This window comes from Evtepia sp. (assembly GCF_034090835.1).
Lineage (GTDB): Bacteria > Bacillota > Clostridia > Oscillospirales > Oscillospiraceae > Evtepia.
On record NZ_JAXDRS010000051.1, the window covers coordinates 18,355 to 38,333 of the forward strand.

At 62.1% G+C, this 19,979-nt stretch carries 22 protein-coding genes, 1 tRNA gene and 1 pseudogene; 11 read left to right on the forward strand and 13 right to left on the reverse strand.

Annotated elements, in window-relative coordinates; genetic code table 11:
- Positions 1–7: 7 nt before the first annotated feature.
- From SOR61_RS09215 to SOR61_RS09225, 3 genes are read right to left on the reverse strand one after another with little or no spacing between them, the layout of a single operon-like run.
- Positions 8–1,174, reverse strand: a complete 1,167-nt coding sequence (locus SOR61_RS09215) for a hypothetical protein (protein ID WP_320612366.1) — start codon at positions 1,172–1,174, stop codon at positions 8–10.
- A 15-nt stretch (positions 1,175–1,189) separates the two neighbouring features.
- On the reverse strand, positions 1,190–2,584 hold the full coding sequence (locus SOR61_RS09220; RefSeq protein WP_320612367.1) for an MBOAT family O-acyltransferase: 1,395 nt from the start codon (positions 2,582–2,584) through the stop codon (positions 1,190–1,192).
- 36 nt (positions 2,585–2,620) lie between these two features.
- On the reverse strand, positions 2,621–3,112 hold the full coding sequence (locus SOR61_RS09225) for a hypothetical protein (protein WP_320612368.1): 492 nt from the start codon (positions 3,110–3,112) through the stop codon (positions 2,621–2,623).
- Between the two features lie 194 nt (positions 3,113–3,306).
- Between SOR61_RS09225 and SOR61_RS09230 the strand changes: the two genes are divergently transcribed.
- Complete coding sequence (locus tag SOR61_RS09230) at positions 3,307–3,516, forward strand: hypothetical protein (RefSeq protein ID WP_320612369.1); 210 nt, start codon at positions 3,307–3,309, stop codon at positions 3,514–3,516.
- Between the two features lie 82 nt (positions 3,517–3,598).
- Here SOR61_RS09230 and rbr read toward each other — a convergent pair whose 3' ends face one another.
- Entirely contained in the window at positions 3,599–4,132 is a 534-nt protein-coding gene (rbr, locus tag SOR61_RS09235) for a rubrerythrin (protein WP_320612370.1), read from the reverse strand.
- 268 nt (positions 4,133–4,400) lie between these two features.
- Between rbr and SOR61_RS09240 the strand changes: the two genes are divergently transcribed.
- Positions 4,401–4,829: a hypothetical protein gene (locus SOR61_RS09240; protein ID WP_320612371.1), complete on the forward strand. Its 429-nt coding sequence runs from the start codon at positions 4,401–4,403 to the stop codon at positions 4,827–4,829.
- A 66-nt stretch (positions 4,830–4,895) separates the two neighbouring features.
- On the opposite strand, the gene SOR61_RS09245 is transcribed toward SOR61_RS09240, so the two are convergent.
- Complete coding sequence (locus SOR61_RS09245) at positions 4,896–5,108, reverse strand: zinc ribbon domain-containing protein (RefSeq protein WP_320612372.1); 213 nt, start codon at positions 5,106–5,108, stop codon at positions 4,896–4,898.
- A gap of 237 nt (positions 5,109–5,345) precedes the next feature.
- On the opposite strand from SOR61_RS09245, the gene rapZ reads away from it, so the two are divergent.
- The 6 genes from rapZ (at position 5,346) to cls (ending at position 13,456) form a co-directional block, all read left to right on the forward strand.
- Positions 5,346–6,209: an RNase adapter RapZ gene (gene rapZ, locus SOR61_RS09250; RefSeq protein ID WP_320612373.1), complete on the forward strand. Its 864-nt coding sequence runs from the start codon at positions 5,346–5,348 to the stop codon at positions 6,207–6,209.
- A 48-nt stretch (positions 6,210–6,257) separates the two neighbouring features.
- On the forward strand, positions 6,258–7,166 hold the full coding sequence (whiA, locus tag SOR61_RS09255) for a DNA-binding protein WhiA (RefSeq protein WP_320612374.1): 909 nt from the start codon (positions 6,258–6,260) through the stop codon (positions 7,164–7,166).
- Between the two features lie 54 nt (positions 7,167–7,220).
- Complete coding sequence (locus SOR61_RS09260; RefSeq protein WP_320612375.1) at positions 7,221–7,667, forward strand: C-GCAxxG-C-C family protein; 447 nt, start codon at positions 7,221–7,223, stop codon at positions 7,665–7,667.
- A 3-nt stretch (positions 7,668–7,670) separates the two neighbouring features.
- Entirely contained in the window at positions 7,671–11,132 is a 3,462-nt protein-coding gene (locus SOR61_RS09265; protein WP_320612376.1) for a DNA polymerase III subunit alpha, read from the forward strand.
- Between the two features lie 80 nt (positions 11,133–11,212).
- Positions 11,213–11,818: a hypothetical protein gene (locus SOR61_RS09270; protein WP_320612377.1), complete on the forward strand. Its 606-nt coding sequence runs from the start codon at positions 11,213–11,215 to the stop codon at positions 11,816–11,818.
- A 99-nt stretch (positions 11,819–11,917) separates the two neighbouring features.
- Positions 11,918–13,456: a cardiolipin synthase gene (gene cls, locus SOR61_RS09275; RefSeq protein ID WP_320612378.1), complete on the forward strand. Its 1,539-nt coding sequence runs from the start codon at positions 11,918–11,920 to the stop codon at positions 13,454–13,456.
- Between the two features lie 50 nt (positions 13,457–13,506).
- Here the strand turns inward: cls and SOR61_RS09280 are convergent, their stop codons facing one another.
- The 5 genes from SOR61_RS09280 to SOR61_RS09300 form a co-directional block, all read right to left on the reverse strand.
- A complete protein-coding gene (locus tag SOR61_RS09280; RefSeq protein WP_320612379.1) occupies positions 13,507–14,055 on the reverse strand; it encodes a DUF4364 family protein in 549 nt (182 codons plus the stop codon).
- 82 nt (positions 14,056–14,137) lie between these two features.
- Complete coding sequence (locus tag SOR61_RS09285; protein WP_320612380.1) at positions 14,138–14,950, reverse strand: hypothetical protein; 813 nt, start codon at positions 14,948–14,950, stop codon at positions 14,138–14,140.
- Between the two features lie 51 nt (positions 14,951–15,001).
- A complete protein-coding gene (locus SOR61_RS09290) occupies positions 15,002–15,808 on the reverse strand; it encodes an N-acetylmuramoyl-L-alanine amidase (RefSeq protein ID WP_320612381.1) in 807 nt (268 codons plus the stop codon).
- Positions 15,805–16,059: a holin gene (locus SOR61_RS09295; RefSeq protein ID WP_320612382.1), complete on the reverse strand. Its 255-nt coding sequence runs from the start codon at positions 16,057–16,059 to the stop codon at positions 15,805–15,807. The genes SOR61_RS09290 and SOR61_RS09295 overlap by 4 nt, the downstream gene beginning before the upstream one ends.
- Before the next feature lie 106 nt (positions 16,060–16,165).
- On the reverse strand, positions 16,166–16,438 hold the full coding sequence (locus tag SOR61_RS09300) for a hypothetical protein (protein WP_320612383.1): 273 nt from the start codon (positions 16,436–16,438) through the stop codon (positions 16,166–16,168).
- Positions 16,439–16,532: 94 nt separating this feature from the next.
- Between SOR61_RS09300 and SOR61_RS09305 the strand changes: the two genes are divergently transcribed.
- A complete protein-coding gene (locus tag SOR61_RS09305; protein WP_320612384.1) occupies positions 16,533–18,008 on the forward strand; it encodes a recombinase family protein in 1,476 nt (491 codons plus the stop codon).
- Here SOR61_RS09305 and SOR61_RS09310 read toward each other — a convergent pair.
- Positions 17,995–18,153, reverse strand: a complete 159-nt coding sequence (locus SOR61_RS09310) for a hypothetical protein (RefSeq protein ID WP_320612388.1) — start codon at positions 18,151–18,153, stop codon at positions 17,995–17,997. The genes SOR61_RS09305 and SOR61_RS09310 overlap by 14 nt on opposite strands.
- Positions 18,154–18,407: 254 nt before the next feature.
- On the opposite strand from SOR61_RS09310, the gene SOR61_RS09315 reads away from it, so the two are divergent.
- Positions 18,408–18,481 (forward strand) — tRNA-Gly (locus SOR61_RS09315).
- Between the two features lie 381 nt (positions 18,482–18,862).
- The gene (locus SOR61_RS09320) at positions 18,863–19,360 is read left to right on the forward strand and encodes a type III toxin-antitoxin system ToxN/AbiQ family toxin (protein WP_320612385.1); all 498 of its coding nucleotides are present in this window, start codon (positions 18,863–18,865) and stop codon (positions 19,358–19,360) included.
- A 48-nt stretch (positions 19,361–19,408) separates the two neighbouring features.
- Here the strand turns inward: SOR61_RS09320 and nrdD are convergent, their stop codons facing one another.
- Positions 19,409–19,681, reverse strand: coding sequence for an anaerobic ribonucleoside-triphosphate reductase (nrdD, locus tag SOR61_RS09325; protein ID WP_320612386.1), 273 nt, complete (start codon positions 19,679–19,681; stop codon positions 19,409–19,411).
- 63 nt (positions 19,682–19,744) lie between these two features.
- Positions 19,745–19,979, reverse strand: a pseudogene (locus SOR61_RS09330) (hypothetical protein); the annotation flags it as partial.

Consider the following 19,979-nt stretch of genomic DNA (forward strand, 5'->3'; position numbering starts at 1 on the left):
TCTCAAGCTATCGCAGGGCCAGACTGTTGCACAGCAGCAGGGTGCTGTAGAGAAACAGCACATCCTGGTCCTGGAAGGTAAGGAACTCGCCCACCCGGGTACTGGGCAGGTACCGCAGGTCCACCAGGGTGATCTTCCGGTAGCCGGAGGCCAGAAGGGGCCCCAGGCTGCTGCCGAAGGAATCCCGGAAGAGGACCAGCTCCCGGTCCGTCTCCGCCAGAGGATTGTACACGGTCACATACCCCTCCGCCCCAGAGAGGAACAGATTATAGGGGTACCAGTCGTAGGCGTCTTTTTCGGTATACATCTCGTCCTGCCTCTCATTGCCCGCAATGTCGCAGGTGGTCACCACGCACTGGTCCAGCATGGGACTGGTGAGATAGTACAGCTCCTCCCCCGGCAGGGGCAGCGCCAGCTGATTGGCGTACGTCCCGTGGAAGGGCCGGGGGAACCGTTGGAGGGTATAGGTCTGCTCCGGCAGGGTGACCCCCATGCTTTCGGCGATGCGGTCCGCCACATCCAAAATCTTCTCCTGCCGCCAGTGGCTGTCGGTCTTGTAGTAATCCTCCAGACTCAGACATTCCCGGATCCCCTCGATCGGTTGGAGGTAGGGGGTCTGTTCCTTGAGATACCCAAACACCTCCTCATAGTCCAGGTACAGGTGGCCCGACTGAGGCGCCAGGTAATAGTCCTTGGCAGGGACAACGCCCAGATACAGGTGGGTGTCAGTCCCCTTCAGGTAGGTGTCGTACACGGTTTGGATGGTGTCGGCCGCGTGGTCGATCATCTTCCGGTTCAGTGGATACTCCATTTTGGCGCAGTATCCTCCGGCAGTATAAATGTGGTTCAGGTCCTTCTGGCCCAGCGCCTTCATGGCGGTGAGCCCTTTCAGGTTGCGGAACCCATCCCGCAGCGGGAACTGGTCCCGGGCATACTTCTCCACCTGTTCTGCCAGCTCCCCGGAGCGCACACGGTCCCAGGAGGGCTCCACCGTATACGCCAGCCGCCGGGCCTCGGTGACAGAATAGCGCTCCGGCTGCGAAGTCCACAGCCACACCGACAGCGAGGCCACCAGCACCCCGGCCAGGAGCAGCAGCACCGCGCTGGAGCGGGTCTCTCTCTGCTGAAATCCCCGGAGCAGCGTCCCGGCGATGGGTTTCCCCTTTTCTTTCATGGCGGACCTCCTCTCTTACCAGCCGTAGCGCAGCAGGGCGCCCCCGCCGCCGTCCACCAGATAGCCCGTGGACACCAGCAGCAGGCCCAGCACCAGCACCGGTTCCAGCACCGCCGCCACGGTCCGACCCCGGGGGGAGGCAGACAGCTTCCCCCAGAGAAAAGCCGGCAGCGGTGTGGCACCCACCACACCCAGGGCCAGGACGACGAAAAAGCTGGCGCTGTAGTACGCCGTCTCCGCCGGGATGCTCTGGGCGGCAGAGCATCCGATCATCCCGCCCAGCACCTCTCCGGCGGCAGCCAGATCCGGCCCGGTGAGGAGGACCGCCTGGACGCACAGCACCACCCAGAGGCCCAGCCGGGCCACCACCGGGTGCCGCCCCAGGAAGGGCCCCAGCCAGAACCGTTCCAAAACCACCAGCAAGCCGTTGATAAGACCAAAGATGACCAGATTCCACCCAGGGCTCCACCACAGGCCAACCAGCACCCACACGGCCGTCAGGGCCAGGGCCTGCCGGACCCTGCCCCCCGTTCTGCCCCGCAGGGGCAGGTAAAGAAACCGATAGAACCACTTCCCCATCGGGATGAGGGTCCGCCGCCAGAACCCGGTGAGGGTCCCGGCGGACAGCGGCCGGGCGAATACCTCCGGCATCTGGAATCCCAGCAGTTCTCCCAGTCCCACCGCCAGGTCCATCATCCCGGAGACCTCATAGTACAGCCAGAGCAGCACCATGAGTCCATACAGCCAGCAGAAGAGAACCCCTCGGTTCTGGCTGGCCGCAAAGATGGGGGGAAACAGGGCCAGGGTCCCGGCCAGCACCACGGTTTTTCCCAGGCCCACGGCCATCCGCCGCACCCCCCGGGCGCTCCGGGACAGAGCAAGGGGGTGCCGGGCGCTCTGCGGGGCAAAGTCTTTCCAGGACAGCAGGGGACCCGCCATCTGCCAGGGGAACCCCGCCAGAAAGATCACCAAAGTCACCGGCTCTTTCTTCGCCGGACCTTCTCCCCGGTACACCCCAGTCACGTAAGCCATCCCCTGCATGAGGCAGATACCCAGCCCCAGGGGCAGGGCCAGCTCCACCAGAGGAAGGGGCAGGCCCAGGTCCCGGCGCAGGCTGCGAAACAGGGGGTCCAGCCATTTCATGGCGGCCAGCAGCCCAAAGGCCGCCGTAAGGTAAACCGCCAAAAATCCCCTGGCCGCCCGCCGGAACCGGTCCACCAGCAGCCCAAACAGCCAGGTCACCGCCACCACGGCCACCAGCAGGAGGAGCCAGCCACCCTGCACCCAGCCATACAGCAGCAGACTGCCTGCCGCCAAAAGGCCGTTTCTGCCTCTGGCCGGCAGCAGCAGGTACAGGATGAGAAAGACCGGCAAAAATCCATAGAAGAAGGGTAAACTGAAACTATACAAGACCTCTCGCCACCTTCGCTCCTCCCCCTGGGAGGATCACTCTTCCATGGTCACAGGACTCATGAGGAAGAACACCAGATCTCCTTCCTGCTGCACCAGCATCTGGTCCGCCTCGGTGCAGATGTTCCACCTGAGGTCCCCGTTGTCCTTCAGGATCTGGACAAAGGCGTCCCCATTGGTGCCTTCCTCCAGCCGGAACACATACCCCACAAAGGGGATGGTGCCGATCATGGGGCCGAACATGGCCCCCTCCTGGAACCCGGTAATTTCAATGTTCCCGAACCCGGTGAGCAGGCCGGGTTCCACCGGGGTGACCATCCCTTCAAAGGGCAGGGCGGGGTTTTCCAGCAGGCGCTCTGCCAGAGCGGCCGGGGCGGCCTTGGGGTCCTTTCGGACCTGGGTCTGGAAATCCGCCAGCAGGATCTCTCCCATGGTCTCCGGTTCCTTTTCCTGGGTCCCCCCGCCGCAGGCCGCCAGAGGCAGCAGCAGGCAGACCAGACTCAGCAGACATAACATGCGTTTTTTCATCGTGGATTCTCCTTTTTCCTTTCCGTTCTGCCGGGCCGGGGCCCGGTCCCATCCTGAACGGAAGATTTGTTGTAGTATACCATATTTCCGCCCCTCTCGCCAGCCTCTCTCCCCTGGTCCCTGTCACCCTTCCCCTTCTTTTGACATAGACTGCTCCAGAGGTCCCGGTCCGGGGCCCGGAAAGGAGCGTCCCTATGACCATTTTATACGCAACCGTGCTGGAGATCCGGAACGGCAGCCTGCTGGTGTGCGACCGGCAGACGGGCCAGCAGGTGCTGGTCAACGCCTGGAATGCCTGCTGCTTCTCCGTAGGCGAAGCCATCACCATCTATTATAACGGCGTCATGACCAAGAGCATTCCGCCCCAGATCACCGCCTCCTGCATCCAGCGCACCTGCTTCTGACCGACGCAGACGGGCGGCCCGCTTGGGGCCGCCCGTGGGGCAAAAAAAAGAAGCCGCAGACGCGGCTTCTTTTTTGGGTTTCTTAGTAGTTGTCTGCCTTGATCTCGAAGAAAGCCTGAGGATGGCTGCAAACGGGACATACCTCGGGAGCCTGATCGCCATACTCCAGGTGACCGCAGTTGCGGCAGTACCAGACCTTGACGGCGCTCTTCTTGAAGACCTCGTCGTTCTCCAGGTTCTCCACCAGCTTCAGGTAACGCTCATAGTGAGACTTTTCGATCTCGCCCACGGAAGCGAACATGTCAGCGATGCGATGGAAGCCCTCTTCGCGAGCCTCTTCTGCCATGCGCTTGTACATGGAGGTCCATTCGTCATGCTCGCCCTCGGCAGCGGCCATCAGGTTCTCAGCGGTGGTGCCGATGCCGCCCAGCTCCTTGAACCACAGCTTGGCGTGCTCCTTCTCGTTGTTTGCGGTCTCTTCAAAGAATGCGGCGATCTGCTCATAGCCGTCCTTCCGGGCCTGGCTTGCATAGTAGGTGTACTTGTTCCGAGCCTGGCTCTCGCCGGCAAAAGCTTCCCACAGGTTAGCTTCAGTCTTGCTGCCTTTCAGTTCCATAAAAAATCTCCTTTCGTTGCTGCGGACGCCGTAGCGGTTCTTTTGATGCGTTTCTATGTTGAGTTCAATTGGGTTTCTTGGGATGCAATTCTTAATTGCACCCTTATGATACCCATTCTCTCCGGTTTTTTCTGTGACTTCAGCACAGTTTTGAAAATTTTACAGAATTTTTTGGGCTGGTCTTCTATTAAAATCGTTTTCCCGGCGCATACTACCCAGGCGGCTGTACGCCGCACGATGTACGAATCCAAAAAATCGGAGGGATCCTATGCTTCGCAAACTGATGACAGCCGGCGTCCTTCTGGCCTTCCTTCTGGTGGGGGCGGGCTGCGGCACGCAGAACGCCGTCACCAGCGCCAAAAACTGGTCCGGGACCAACGCGGCCTCCCAGGAGTGGGAGATCCAGCGGAAAAAATCCGACAAGAAAGCGGACGAAACCTGGGGCAGCGGGACCTATCAGGCCGACGAGACCGGCAAGGTCAAGGGCTTTGACACCCAGAGCACCGACGGGACCCGCGGAAGCGCCAAAGAAGGCGGGAAGGACGCAGGCGACAGCCTGAAAGACGCCGGCAGAGACATGAAGAACGCCGCCAAAAACGCAGGCGACGCCGCAAAAGACGCCGCCCGGGGCGTGGGCGACGCCGCCGAGGACACCCTGGACGGGATCACCGGCGCAGGAAAACAGACCAGGCCGTGACCGCAGGTCCGGCAGAGGCGGGGACAGACGTTCCCGCCTCTTTTTCGTGGGGCAGCGCTGTCCGGCTCAGCCGCCGATCAGGAAGTCAAGCACATCCCAGCCATCGGACCCCTTGGCCCGGTAGAGTTCGGTAAAGCCGCAGCGGGTGCAGCTGATGGTCACAAACTTTTTGTTCTGAATGTCGAAGATCTTGGCGAAGTTTCCGCCGGTGGCCTGAAACTGGTCGCTCTCGTACTGGGTGTTTCCACACTTGGGGCACTGGTATTGGATCGGTTCCATCAAACACCCTCCTTTCTTTCCCCATTATGCCGGGTTTTCTTGTAGGTTGTCAATGAAGTTTTTCTTAAATTTTTTCAGGTGCCTGTTCTCTCCCTCTCCCCCCTGCTCCTCCCGGCAGGCCCTTGCAGGGTCCTGTCGTTTCATGGTATAATGATAAAATATAGATTTCCGCCTGTTCGGATGGTTTTTTGTTCCCGTTCCGCTCGCTACTCTGATTCCCCAGGGGGAGGTATCTCTATGGAATTCATCATCATTTCCGGCCTGTCCGGCGCAGGAAAAAGCTCCGCTGCCGCCTTTCTGGAGGACCTGGGCTTCTACTGCGTGGACAACATGCCCGTGGCCCTCATCACCAACTTTGCCGGGCTGTGCATGGCCGGTGCCGGCACCGGCAAGTACAGCCGGGTGGCCCTGGTCACCGACATCCGGGGCGGCCAGACCTTCGACGAGCTCTTCCAGGCCCTGGATGACCTCACCGCCATGAACCTGGAGTATCGCCTCCTCTTCATCGAGGCCTCCGACGAGGTCATCATCAACCGCTACAAAGAGACCCGCCATACCCATCCCCTCACCCGGCAGGGGTACTCCCTGCCCGAGGCCGTGAAGCTGGAGCGCATGGCCCTGGAACCCGTCCGGCGGAGGGCCGACCACATCCTCAACTCCACCGGTCTCAACCTCTCCAAGTTCCGGGGAGAGCTGCTGCGTCTGTTCGGTATCGGCTCCCTGAACGAAACCATGACTGTGTCCGTCACCTCCTTCGGCTTCAAGTACGGCATCCCCATCGACGCCGACCTGGTCTTTGACGTACGCTTTCTCCCCAACCCCTTCTACATCCCCGAGCTCAAGGAGTGCACCGGCCTGGAAGAGGCCGTCCGCTCCTTCCTCTTCGGCTACCGCCAGACCAACGAGTTCCTCCGCCATCTGGAAGAACTCTTTGCCTTCCTCCTGCCCCAGTACGTGGAGGAGGGCAAGTCCTCCCTGGTCATCGCCATCGGCTGCACCGGCGGCCACCACCGCTCCGTGGCCATCGCCCACGCCATCACCGAGTTCATCCGACAGAAGGGCTACCGGGTGGAGGAGCTCCACCGGGATATGGCCCGGTGATCCCCCATTACCCCGGGCAAGCGCCCGGGTCCCACAGGAGGTTTTTCCATGTCCTTTTCCGGCGACGTGAAAGCCGAGCTCTGCCGGCCCAAACTCTCCCGCAAGTGCTGCGCCCAGGCGGAAGCCTGCGGCGTGCTCCTCTACTGCAACCGCTTCTCCCCCCAGGAGGTGCGCATCGTCACCGAATCCCCCGCCTTCGCCCAGCGGCTCTCCCCTCTGTTCTACAAGGCCTTCGGCCTCTCCTTCGACGAGAAGGGAGACCCGGACGCCCCGGGCAAGCGGATCTTCACCGTCACCAATCCCCAAAAGCTGGCCCAGCTCTGGGACACCTGCGCCTTTGACCCCACAGGCCCTGCCCACCACATCAACTTCGGCCTGCTGGAGGAAAAGCACTGTCAGCTCTCCTTCCTCCGGGGGGCCTTCCTGGCTGGAGGTTCGGTCACTGACCCCCAGAAGGGCTACCACCTGGAGCTGGCCACCTCCCATTTCCGGGTGAGCCGGGAGCTCACCGCCCTGCTGCTGGACCTGGGCTACACCCCCAAGGAGACCACCCGCAAGGCCAATTACATCACCTACTTCAAACAGAGCGAGGCCATCGAGGAGCTTCTCACCGCCATCGGCGCGCCGGTCTCCGCCATGGAGCTTATGAATGCCAAGGCGGAAAAGCTCCTGCGCAACGGCGTCAACCGCCGGGTCAACTGCGAGGCCGCCAACGTGGACAAAACCGTGGACGCCGCCATGGAGCAGCGCCGGGCCATCCAGGCCCTCCGCCAGGCAGGGGTCCTGGAGGACCTCTCCCCCAAGCTCCAGGAGGCCGCCGCCCTGCGGGAGGCCCACCCCGAACTCTCCCTGGCCCAGCTGGCGCCTCTCTGCCAGCCGCCAGTCACCAAATCCTCCCTCAGCCACCGGCTGCGGAAACTCATTCAGCTCAGCCAGTCTCTGGACCAGGAACCCTGAGCCCAGACGATCTCTCAATCTAAACATCTTACTGCAACAGGAGAACCAAACCCCATGACTATGACTCGTTATCAGAAAGCCGCTGACTATCATCACAAGGGATTCAACTGCTGCCAGTCCATTCTGGCCGCCTTCACCGACCGCACCGGCCTGTCCGAGCAGGCCAGCTTTGACGCCGCTGCCGGCTTCGGCGCCGGGATGCAGACCGGCGAGGCCTGCGGCGCCATCGCCGGGGCGGTGATGACCCTGGGTCTGCTCCACCCGGTGGACCCGGAAAACCCCGTGGCCAGCAAGCGCCGCACCGGCGCCCTGGCCAAGGAATTCCAGAAGCGGTTCCAGGAGAAGTTCGGCGCCCTGCGCTGCGCTCCCCTGCTGAAAACCAAGATCCAGACCGGCGACCACACCCCCGCCGCCCAGGAAATGGAGCTCACCAACCGCTGCGATATCCTCATCATCACCGCTGTGGAGATCGTAGAAGAGATGCTACAGGAAGGAACCTGACCTATGTCCTTTGTCCATCTGCACGTTCACTCGGAATACAGCCTCTTGGACGGCGCCTGCCGGATCGAGGGGCTGGTCCAGCGGGCCAAGGCCCTGGGGCAGACCGCCCTGGCCGTCACCGACCACGGGGTCATGTACGGGGCGGTGGACTTTTACAAGGCCGCCAAGCGGGAGGGCATCCATCCCATCATCGGCTGCGAGGTCTACGTAGCCCCCAGGACCCGGTTCGACCGGGTCCACGAGCTGGATGACCGCCCCCGCCATCTGGTCCTGCTCTGCCGGAACGAGACCGGCTACCGCAACCTCTCCGCCCTGGTGAGCCGGGGCTTCACCGAGGGCTTTTACGGCAAGCCCCGGATCGACATGGACCTGCTGCGCCAGTATCACGAGGGGCTCATCGCCCTGTCCGCCTGCCTGGCCGGGGAGATCCCCCAGCGGATTTTGGCGGGGGACTACGAAGGGGCCAAGGCCCACGCCCTGGAGATGCGGGACCTCTTCGGCCCTGACGGCTACTACCTGGAGATCCAGGACCATGGCATCCCCCAGCAGAAAGAGGCCGCTCGCGGGATCTTAAAGCTCCACCAGGAGACCGGCATCCCCTTAGTGGCCACCAACGACGCCCACTACCTCACCCGGGAGGATGCCTCCATCCAGGATGTGCTCATGTGCATCCAGATGGGCAAAACCGTGGACGACCCCAACCGGATGCGGTTTGAGACCCAGGAGTTTTACCTCAAATCCCAGGAGGAGATGGAAGCCCTCTTCCCGGACTGGCCGGAGGCCATCGCCAACACGGAAAAGATCGCCGCCCTGTGCCAGGTGGACTTCCAGTTCGGGGTCTACCACCTGCCGGAATTCAAGCTCCCCGACGGCTGGACCGACGGGGACGCCTATTTTGAAGCCCTCTGCCGCCAGGGTTTCGCCAAGCGCTACCCCAACGGCAGCCGGGAATACCAGGACCAGCTGGAGTACGAAATGGCCATGATCCGCAAGATGGGCTTTGTGGAGTACCTCCTCATCGTCTCTGACTTCATCGGCTACGCCAAGAGCCGGGACATCCCCGTGGGGCCCGGCCGAGGGTCCGCCGCCGGGTCCATGGTGGCCTACTGCCTGGACATCACCGACGTGGACCCCATGAAATACTCCCTGTACTTCGAGCGGTTCCTGAACCCGGAGCGCATCTCCATGCCCGATATCGACGTGGACTTCTGCTACCGCCGCCGGGGAGAGGTCATTGACTACGTCAACGAAAAATACGGCCACGACCACGTGGCCCAGATCGTCACCTTCGGGACCATGGCCGCCAAAGGGGCCATCCGGGACGTGGGCCGGGCCCTGAACGTCCCCTATGCGGAGGTGGACGCCATCGCCAAGCAGGTGCCCAACGCCCTGCACATCACCCTGGACCAGGCTCTGTCCTCCTCCAAACCCCTGCGGGAGCTCTACGAGAGCAACCCCACCGTGCAGAGGATCATCGACACCGCCAAAGGGCTGGAGGGGATGCCCCGCCACGCCTCCACCCACGCCGCCGGGGTGGTCATCACCCGCAACCCGGTGGACACCTACGTCCCCCTGGCCAAAAACGATGAGGCCGTGGTCACCCAGTACACCATGACCACCCTGGAAGAGCTGGGCCTGCTGAAAATGGACTTTCTGGCCCTGCGCAACCTCACCGTTCTGGACGACGCCGTCCAGCTCATCCGCCAGGAGGCCCCGGACTTCTCCATCCGCGACCTGCCCGACAACGACCCGGACACCTTCCGCATGCTCTCCGACGGCCGCACCTGCGGCGTGTTCCAGATGGAATCGGGGGGCATGACCGGGGTGTGCGTGGGCCTCAAACCCAAGGACATTGAGGACATCACCGCTATCATCGCCCTGTACCGGCCCGGTCCCATGGACTCCATCCCCCGGTTCATCGCCTGCAAGCAGAACCCCGCCCTCATCCAGTACCTCCACCCCTCTCTGGAACCCATCCTCTCGGTCACCTACGGCTGCATCGTCTACCAGGAGCAGGTCATCGAGATCTTCCGGCGGCTGGCCGGGTACTCCCTGGGGCAGGCCGACATGGTGCGCCGGGCCATCTCCAAGAAAAAGGCCAAGGAGATCGAAAAGGAACGCCACGCCTTCATCTACGGCGACCCGGAGCGGAACATTGACGGCTGCGTCCCCCGGGGCATCGACGAGGACGTGGCCAAGGAGATCTACAAGGAGATCTTCGACTTCGCCAACTACGCCTTCAACAAAGCCCACGCAGTCTGCTACGCCATCGTGGCCTACCAGACCGCCTGGTTCAAGTGCCACTACCCCCGGCAGTACATGGCCGCCCTGCTCACCTCTGTGCTGGACTCCCAGGGCAAGATCGCCGAGTACATCGCCGAGTGCCGGGCCATGGGCATCCGCCTGCTCCCCCCGGACATCAACCAGTCCGGCCCCCACTTCACCGTGGACGGAGAGACCATCCGCTTCGGCCTGGCCGCCCTCAAGGGGGTGGGCCGTGGCTTTACCAACGCCCTGCTGGCCCAGCGGCAGGAGGGCGGCCCCTTCCGCTCCTTCCCTGACTTCTGCCAGCGCATGATGGACCAGGACCTGAACAAACGGGTGCTGGACAGCCTCATCCGGGCCGGGGCCTTCGACGCCATGGGCATCCCCCGGTCCCAGCTGCTGGACGCCTACGAGCAGTTCCTGGACAACCTGGCCCGGAACCGGAGAAAGAACCTGGAAGGACAGTTCGACCTCTTCTCCGCCGGCAGCACCCAGGCGGAACCGGTGGAGCTGGTGCTCCGGGATCTGCCGGAATTCTCCCCCCAGGAGCGCATGGCCATGGAGAAGGAGATCACCGGTCTCTACCTCTCCGGCCACCCCATGGATGCCCACCGGGAGACCGCCCGGAGCCAGGGGTCCGTGGCCATTGGCGCCATGCTGGACGACCTCACCCAGCCCAGCGGCCCCGCCCAGTTCCAGGACGGACAGAACATCCTGCTGGCCGGGATCGTCTCCTCGGTGAAGACCAAAACCACCCGCAACAACTCCATGATGGCCTACGTCACCCTGGAGGACGACACCGGCACCGTAGAGCTGCTGGTCTTTGCCCGGGTGCTGGAAGAGAGCAGCAGCGCCCTCCAGGCCAACACCCCTGTCCTGGTGGCGGGCCGCATCTCGGTCCGGGACGAGAAAGCCCCCCAGATCCTCTGCGACCGGGTGACCCCCCTGGATCAGGCCCAGGCCATGGAGCCCCAGGCCGCCCCCTCTCCCGCAGAGACCCTCTACCTCCGGCTGGAACCCGCCCTGGAAAACCGGCTCCAGCGGGTGAAAAACCTGCTGCTCCTCTTCCCCGGCGGCAGCCAGGCCGTCCTCTACTTCCCCGCCTCCCGCCGGAGGCTGGGAGCCAAGTGCCAGACCCACCCCGCCCTCCTCCAGGAGCTGCGGGCCCTGCTGGGCCCGGACAACGTGGTCCTGAAATGATCCTCCCCACAGACCCCATCCCCCGTCCCGTTCCCCGGCCGCCAGAAGGCGGCATCATAGAGAAAAAAGGAGAATGTACCATGAAACGACGTATGCTCACCCTGGCCCTGGGGCTGGTCCTGCTCTTGTCCGCAGCGGCCTGCGGGACCGCCCGTCCTTCCGCCCAGTCGGTCACCGAGTCCGCCATTCAGGCCATCCAGAAGGGCGACCCGGCCACCCTGAAACAATACTGGGACGAGGACCTGACAGACAACAGCCTCTTCTCCCCGGGCAGTCAGGAGGCCGCCCTGTTCCAGGCCCTCACCAAAAACCTCACCTATAAGGTCCTCTCCGCCCAGGAGGACGAAAAGGCCGGGACCGCCGTGGTCACCGTGGAGTTTACCAACGCCGATATGACCGAGGCAGTGGGAAGCCTCATGGAAACCCTGTTGAGCGACGCCTTCCAGTACGCCCTCCTGCCGGAAGACCAGCAGCCCTCGGACGAGGAATTGGAGGCCCGCTATCTGACCAAGTTCACCGACTACTTGAACGGAGAGGATCTGCCCACCAAGACCACCAAAGTGGATATCCCCCTGACCCTGGAGGATGGCCAGTGGGTGCTCTCCCCGGACGAGGAAATCGCCGACGCCATGTTCGGCGGGCTCATCACGGTGGCAGACTCTATGGAGTACGCCTTCTCCGACTAACGCCCTCTCTGCCCTCCCCGCTGCAATCCAAGGCCGCAGGGAGGGCAGAACCCATACAAGCCCCTTTGTTTCACTCCCGCACAGGAAGGAAGCGCACCCATGTCAAAGCCTTTTCAACACACCCTCTCCCCCCGGCAGCAGCGGACCCTGGGGGTGATCCTCAGTATTCTTCTCCAGTTTGGCGTCTTTGTGGCCATTCTGGGCTTTTCCTCCCTGCTCTTCGTCTACTTCTATTGGATCTCCCTGGTGGTGAGCGTCATCGTCTCCCTCTATATCTCCACCCGGAAAACCAAGCTGGCCTATAAGGTCGCCTGGATCGTCCCCATCCTCCTGGTGCCCCTGGTGGGGGGCATGATGTTCCTCATTCTGGGGGGCGCCCGCAAGCCCCACTACCACAAAGGGGAGGCCAACCGGGTCTTCCGTCACCAGCTGCCCTCCCGCCTGTCCACCACCGATCTCATGCCCTACGGGCCCGACCCCACCCAGCAGGCCTGGTACCTGGAGCACACCGCCCTCTACCCCGCCTACACCAACATGGAGACCCAGTACTTCCCCACCGGGGAGTCCTTTTTCCCCACCTTTCTGGAGGAACTGAAAAAGGCCCAGCGCTATATCTTTCTGGAGTACTTCATCATTGCCGAGGGAGAGATGTGGTCCGAGATCCTGGAAATCCTGGAGGCGAAAGCAGCTGCCGGCGTAGACGTGCGGGTGATCTACGACGGGGTGGGCAGCGCCTCGACCCTCCCCGCCGACTACCCCACCCAGCTCCAGGACAGGGGGATCTTCTGCCGGCCCTTCCAGCCCTTCCGGCCCTTCCGGCCCATCCTCTCCATCCACCAGAACAACCGGGACCACCGGAAGCTCTGCGTCATCGACGGCGTCACCGGCTTTGTCAGCGGGCTGAACCTGGCGGATGAATACATTGCCCGCCGGGTCCGCTTCGGCTACTGGAAGGACAACGCCCTGCTCCTCCGGGGGGAGGCCGTGTGGAGCCTCACCATCTTCTTTCTCACCATGTGGGACAACCAGCGCACCCCCTCGGACTACGCCTGGTTCCGCCCCAGGACCCTGCCCCCGGTGTCCTCCTCCGGCGGCATCGTCATCCCCTACGCCGACACCCCCCTGCCCGGGGACACGGTCTGCGCCGACCTCCACCTGCAGATGATCACCAAGGCCAAGCGCTACCTCTTCCTCACCACCCTGTATCTCATCATCGACGAGACCCTCACCGCCGCCCTGTGCACCGCCGCCCGGTCCGGGGTGGACGTGCGGATCATGACCCCCCACATCCCGGACAAAAAGGTGGTCTTTGCGGTCACCCGCTCCAACTACGCCGTGCTCCTGGAGGCCGGGGCCCAGATCTATGAGTTCACCCCCGGCTTCCTCCACAGCAAGACCGTGGTGGCCGACGACCTCTACGCCTCCGTGGGCAGCTGCAACCTGGACTACCGCAGCTTCTACCTCCAGTTTGAAAACGGGGTGTGGCTGTGCGGCGACCCTGCGGTGATCGCCGTGCGGGACGACTTCCTGCAAACCATGGAGCACTGCCAGGAGATCTCTCTGGAGGCCTGCCGGAGGGCCTCCCCCTTCCGCCGGCTGCTGTGCTCCATCTACCGGCTGTTCTCCCCCCTCTTTTAAGACAAAAAACCGTCCCTCTCCTTACGGAAAGGGACGGTTTTCTCGTTGGGTCAAACGTCGGGGGCCTGCTCCTCCCTGGGTTCTTCCAGAAGGACCTGGAGCACGGCGTTGTAGAGCTTTTCCGGGTGCTCACGGAACCGCTCGGCCATCTGGCCCGCCTGCTCGGGGGAGATGGTGAGCATATCCAGGGTCATGAGGTTACCCTTGTCGTCGTCCAAAATAAGACGGAGGGTGACCCCCTCATCCTCCCGGGGGAGGATCTCTCCCCGGACCTGGGCGTTGCGCCGGAGGTGGCTGTTCACCTCCGCCAGGTTCCGGTCGCACTTGCGCCGCACGGAAAAGGGCAGCCCGCTCTCGCAGATCTTGCCGTTGCGCCGGCCTTTCTCCGTGATGGCATAGTGGTCCTCCTGCAAGGTCAGGTGCTCGGTCTCCACCAGCTCCGCCACCGACTCGGCGAAGTCAAAGTACTCCACCCCATCGTCGCAGAAAGCCAGCTGGGCCAGGGTGGCAAAGTCCACCGGGGCCGCTACCCGCGCCATGAGATACAGCACCAGAAACTTGATGTCCAGCTTGTCGTGAATAAAACCGGTCCGGCCCATACGCCCTCGCTCCTTTCTCTATGCGGTGGGGGTTATTTTTTTATTATACCCAATGCCGCCGGAAAGGACAAGCCCTTTTTCCTCAGCCGCAGGAGCGGCAGCTGCTGGCGCCGCCGGAAGAACCGGGATTGCAGCCGCCCTCCTCCATCCCCGGCAGGGTGCTGGGGGGGAAGAACTCGCCCACGGGGAACCGGATCTGCCGGAAGATCTCGCAGGGATCGTCGTCGCAGTCGTCGTCCTTGCCGGTGCACTCCCGGGTGGGCATGCAGTAGTCGTACATGGGGATGAGCAGCTGGGAGTCCCGCTCCAGCCGCACCATGGAGAACTGGCCCAGGGTCACATACAGCCGGCGGCAGCCCCCGTCAAAGGCCAGCTCGCAGTCGAAGCAGGCGCTGATGCAGGCCGGGATCTCGGTGAGCTCGTTCTCTGCGCAGCACCCGCCGCAGGGAGGAGGACAGGGCGGAGGACAGGCCCCGCCGCAGGGAGGGGGACAAGGGGGCGGGCAAACACAGTCGCAGGGGTCCAGCAGACGCAGGTTCAGGACAATGGGGTCCACTGCCTCCACCACCGCTTCAGGCAGGTTGGTCCGCCGCATGCCCTGAACGTCGTTCTCTCCCGGGCGGAAGCGGGAGGAGAAGATCTTGGCGTTGCCCTCGCTGCCGAAGAGGATCACCCGCTTATCAAACACGGCCAGGCCGCTGATCTCCGCCGGACGGGGACCGCCCACGAAGGCCTCTGCGGTGATCCGATAGTAATACCGGATGTCTACGCTGAAAAACCCCCGGTTGTAGTTGGCAGGCTCCACATCAATGTAGGCGTGCAGCAGCTCCGCCCGGCCGCCCCGGACACTCAGCGCCCGGTCAATGACCGCCTGGACGTTCCGGGTGGGGTACACCCGCAAATCCTCAATACAGTCCTTATCGAAAGACAGGGCGCTTCCAAGGAATCACAGCAGTTCCTTCCGGCCCAGGACCGCGATCACTTCGTCCCGCTTCATGGGCCGCTCCGGCGATTTGCCGTCTACGATGCCCGCCTCGGTGGCCCGCTTCCAGTGGCCTTCCTTCTGGCTCCAAGGGGGCTCCGGCAGGCTCTCGCTGTAGCGCTGGGCCTTCTGCACCAGGGCGTAGGCCTGCTCGTCGGTCATTTCTGCAATGAGTGCTCCAATATCCACCATTTCTTCTCCTTTCATGGCGGCGGCTACGTCCGCCCGAAACCGGTCCATGTCGTAGTCCATCCCCAGACCCCGCCACAGATGGTCCGGGTCCCCGTGGTTGGAGGCGATCCCCCGCTGGTGTCCCTCTGCGTGGCTGAGGATGACGCCGTCTGCCAGAGGGTCCAGGTCGTGGAACCGGCACAGGTCGGCAAAAAGTTCCACCGCCCGGCGGGTGGTCTTTTCCACAAAGGCCACCGCCGCCGCCCGATCCTTCACCTCAAAGGATGCGCCCCCGGTATACCGAATGGTGGAGGGCTCGCACATCTCCACCCCGATATACCCGTTGTTGGACGACCCGCCTCCGTGCCAGCCCCGGAAGGCCGCCCCGTGGCGCTCAAACACCGGCAGGGTCACATAACACTCGTCCCGCCCGATGAAACCGTGGACGCAGGCCCGGTCATAGGTGGGACTGTCCCAGATCCGAATGAACACCAGAGGGTCCGGCTGGGGGACCCCCACCGAGTGGAGCATCAATCCCTTCACTGCGATCTTCCGGCCCTGCTGGTAGCAGGGGTTTTGGGTCAAATACCGTGTAATCATTGTTCTACCTCCGGCAATCCTTCCAGGTTGTTTAACAGGCTCATGATCCCCGCCATGAGCGACGCCGAAGCCACCACCGCCCAGTGGACCTCCGACAGGGCCGCCTCTGCGCCAATGGTCCCCATGGCGGTCTGGGCCATGGTCTTCACCGCCCGGATGCCCGCTGCGATCCACCACTGCTTACAGGCGATGGCCACCGGCTTGCGCAGCGTTGCCGTCTTTTCGCTGCCCGGTTCTTGTGGGGTACTCACAGCGGCCTCACCTCCCCTTCCTCATGGTATGCGCTTTTCCCCACCTCTGTGACGGGAGCCTCCCGGCCCTTTGGGCAGAGCCCCTGCCCAAAGGGCCCTCCCCATCTTACGGGGCCTTCCTCCCTTTTGTGACCCCTTCCCCCACCATTCGGGCGGCGGCCCGGGCGATGGCCGCCCGGCCCGCTGCCCGCTCTTCCGGGGACACCTCCTGCCAGACGGTCACCACAACGCTCTCTCCATAGCCCGGCCCCTGGGTCCGGGTCTCCCAGACATCCTGTACTGTCTCCCCTCCCATCACCACGGGAAAGGGTCCCCCGTCCCGGCGGGTCACCGTCACAGGGCAGCGCTTGCCCCGGACCACCACCGATTCCTGTTCCATGCGCTCACCTCCCCCACTACCCTATGCCCGTCCCCGGGCATATTTTCTCCCCTTCCCCGTAGTCTGATAGAAAGACGGAAAGGAAGTGAGGCCCATGGAGGCCGCCCAATATCTGCGGAAAAGCCGCATGGAGGAGGGCATGGACACCCGGGAGGTGCTGGCCAAGCACCAGAAAGCCCTGGCCGACTACGCCAGAGAGAACAACATCCGCATTGTAGAGACCTATCGGGAGGTGGTCTCCGGGGAGTCCCTCTACGCCCGCCCGGAGATGCTCCGGCTGCTCCGGGACGTGGAGGAGGGGACCTATGACGCCGTGCTGTGCATGGATCTGGACCGGCTCTCCCGGGGGCGGATGCGGGACCAGAGGGCCATTCTGGACGCCTTCAAGGACAGCGGGACCCTCATCATCACCCCGGAAAAGACCTACGATCTCACCGATGAGCTGGACGACGAGCTGGCGGAGTTCAAGACCTTTCTCAGCCGCCGGGAGTATAAGATCATCAACAAGCGGCTGCGCCGGGGGATTGAACAGTCAGTCCGGGAGGGATGCTACCTGGCCAACGCCCCCTACGGCTACCAGAAAACCACCCTGGACAAACGCCCCACCCTGGCCATCCAGGAGGAGGAAGCCAGGTTCGTCCGCATGATGTACGAGCTCTATGCCCAGGGCTACGGCTGCGTGGCCATCGCCCGGCAGGTCACTCTCCTGGGGGCTCGGCCCCGGCGGTCTTCCGCCTTCAGCCGCAACGCCGTAGCCGCCATCCTCCGTAACCCCACCTACACGGGGAAGGTGGTCTGGAACCAGCGCCGCCGCCTGAAAACCGGTCCCCGGGACCAGCCCCGCACCGTCACGGCGACGAACCCCCGGGAGGACTGGACCATCACCCAGGGGCTCCATCCCCCCATCATCCCCCAAGACTTGTATGACCAGGTGCAGCAGCGGCTGGACGGCAAGCTGCGGCCCGTCCGCCGGGACGGCCGGGTGAAAGCCCCTCTGGCCGGGCTGGTCCGGTGCGGCAACTGCGGCAGTCTGCTGCAAAAGATCGCCATGGCCGGGGGTGACTACCTGGTCTGCCCCACCAAAGGCTGCTGCGCCGCCGCCCAGTATCCCCTGGTGGAGGCCCGGCTCCTGGATCACCTGGAAGACCTCTTCCGGTCCATCACCTGGGCCCCGGAAGAGGTCCCGGCTCCCTCGGGGAAGGGGGAAGCGACCAGACTCCTGGCCGCCCTGCGCCGGGAAACCACCACCGCAGAGCACCAAAAACTCCGGCTGTACGAACTGCTGGAGCAGGGGATCTATGATCCTCCCACCTTCCAGGCTCGCATGGCCGCCCTGGAGGAGACCCTGGCCCGGCTGGAAGCCACCCGCCAGAACCTGCTGTGTCCCCCGGATCAGGGCTCCCCAGCGCCGGAATGGACCCCCACCAACCTGTGGGACGCCTACCAGGCCGCTTCACCGCCCCAGCGCAACGCCCTGCTCCACACGGTCCTCCAGCAGGTGATCTACCGCAAGGAAAAAAAGAGCCGGCCGGGGGCCTTCTCTTTGCAGGTCTTTCTCAAGCCCTGCTGAGTTGCCCCCGGCCGCCCGCCGGTTTCCTTGGGTCTGCCTGGTCCTTATCGCGACAGCTGTCATATATTTTCTTCGTATGGATACACACGGCTTCCCGGATGCCGCAGCTGTCCTGCACAGGCCCGGGTACAACCCGATCGTTCATGGTACTACCTCCTCTGAATTTCCTCAGACTGGCGCTCTTGCCATCCCATTCTATGACGGGGGTTCCCCCTGCGTCACAGACGGGGCAAACCACCGCAGCCAGCGCTGCCGCAAACCATGTGTCTCCGGCGCCTGGTACCCCATCCTATGGGGGAAGCCCAGATTTGGTTCCACTATCCTCCCTCTCTCCCCCAAAGACGACAGAACTTCCCCCTTGCAATCTACCCATGCCCGTGCTATAATAATCTCCAAAGCGCAGGTATAGTTCATCGGTAGAACGCAAGCTTCCCAAGCTTGATAGGAGGGTTCGACTCCCTTTACCTGCTCCAAGAAGAAACCCCTTGAGCCACAACGGTTCAAGGGGTTTCTTCTTTGTATGTCAATGGTTTTTCTCCTTTGTTCGGTTTTATAATTGCGAACAGAGAGATATATACAACAACGGAATTAGCAAAGAAAAAAACCGGAAACGCTAACGGAAATACTAATGAAGAAAGAGGGCTGTCATAGAAATTATTTTGTTTGAGCTATTGACTTTTCTAAATCCTTGTGTATATAATTTGTTGTACAGGGAGTCTCCCTGCATACGTAAAGCGGAAAGCCCCTGCCGCAAGTGGGGCCTGAAAAAAGCGGAAAGCCCCTGCCGCAAGTGGGGCCTGAAAAAAGCGAGATCGGCGTTTTGCCTGTCTCGCTTTTTGTTAGGAGGAACCATCTTGGATCAGTTAAAAATTTATAGGATTGCGGATAAATACATTCGTTTTCTGCGCAGTATTGATCAACGGGTCCAGTATAACAAAAATGCGCGTAGACCATATGTTGGCGTAGTATTAATTGTTGGCAGTTATCGGTATTTTGTCCCCATGGAATCCCCCAAAGAAAATCATAAAGCGATTAAACCGTCAAAACACATATTCCCAATCGACAGCGGAAAGTATGGAATCCTAGGATTTAACAATATGTTGCCGGTCCCGTCGGATGCTTTAGAACTTATTCAGATTGAAGCAGAGAATGATAGAAAATACGCCGAGTTACTGAAACGACAAATTTCATTTATCAATCGTAACAAAGCAGAAATTTATGATCGGGCTCAAAAAACATATTTTAGAGCAACAACCAAGAACAAAAACTCATTCTTCAGAAAGATATGTTGTGATTTTAAACGACTAGAACGTGCTTCAAATCAGTACAGATCCAGCTTCCAACAAGACTAAACAAGCAAAATCCCACCCTCTGAAAAAATCCAAGGGGTGGGATTTTCTTTACACGCTGTGCTTCACCCGATCATGCACCTCTGCCAGCTTCCCGTTGTTGAAGCGGCCCAGGTCCCCCACCAGGTAGCCGGTAATGCGCCGGACACGCTGGAAGGGGATCTTCTCGAAAACGGGCGTGATGCCGTATTCGTCCGGATTCCCGGTGGTGCGGATGGTGATCTCTACCACCTTGCGCCCTTCCTCCTGCTCCATCATGGCAATGGCCTTTTGGATGATCTCGTCTGGCAGGTCCTCCGGGTTGTTGATCTTCACGTTTTGCATAACATTCCCTCCTCTTTGATGGCTTTAGTATACCACACAGCGAAGGAAATGCCAGTGATAAAATCACCGATCGTACAACCCTGCCCGGTCGTTGATCACCAGCACCCGCAGCAGGTCGCTGGTAAGCCCCAGGCCGCTTCCGTCACCCCGCAGGTAGTTCTTGTCTACCAGCTTCTTGACGGTCTCCCGGCCCCACGCAGGCACCTCCTGGAGGGTCTCATACACCACGGTGCCTTTCAGCAGCTCATCATCTACAATCTGTCTGACTTTCAGCTCGTCCATGTCCGGCTCCTTTCTC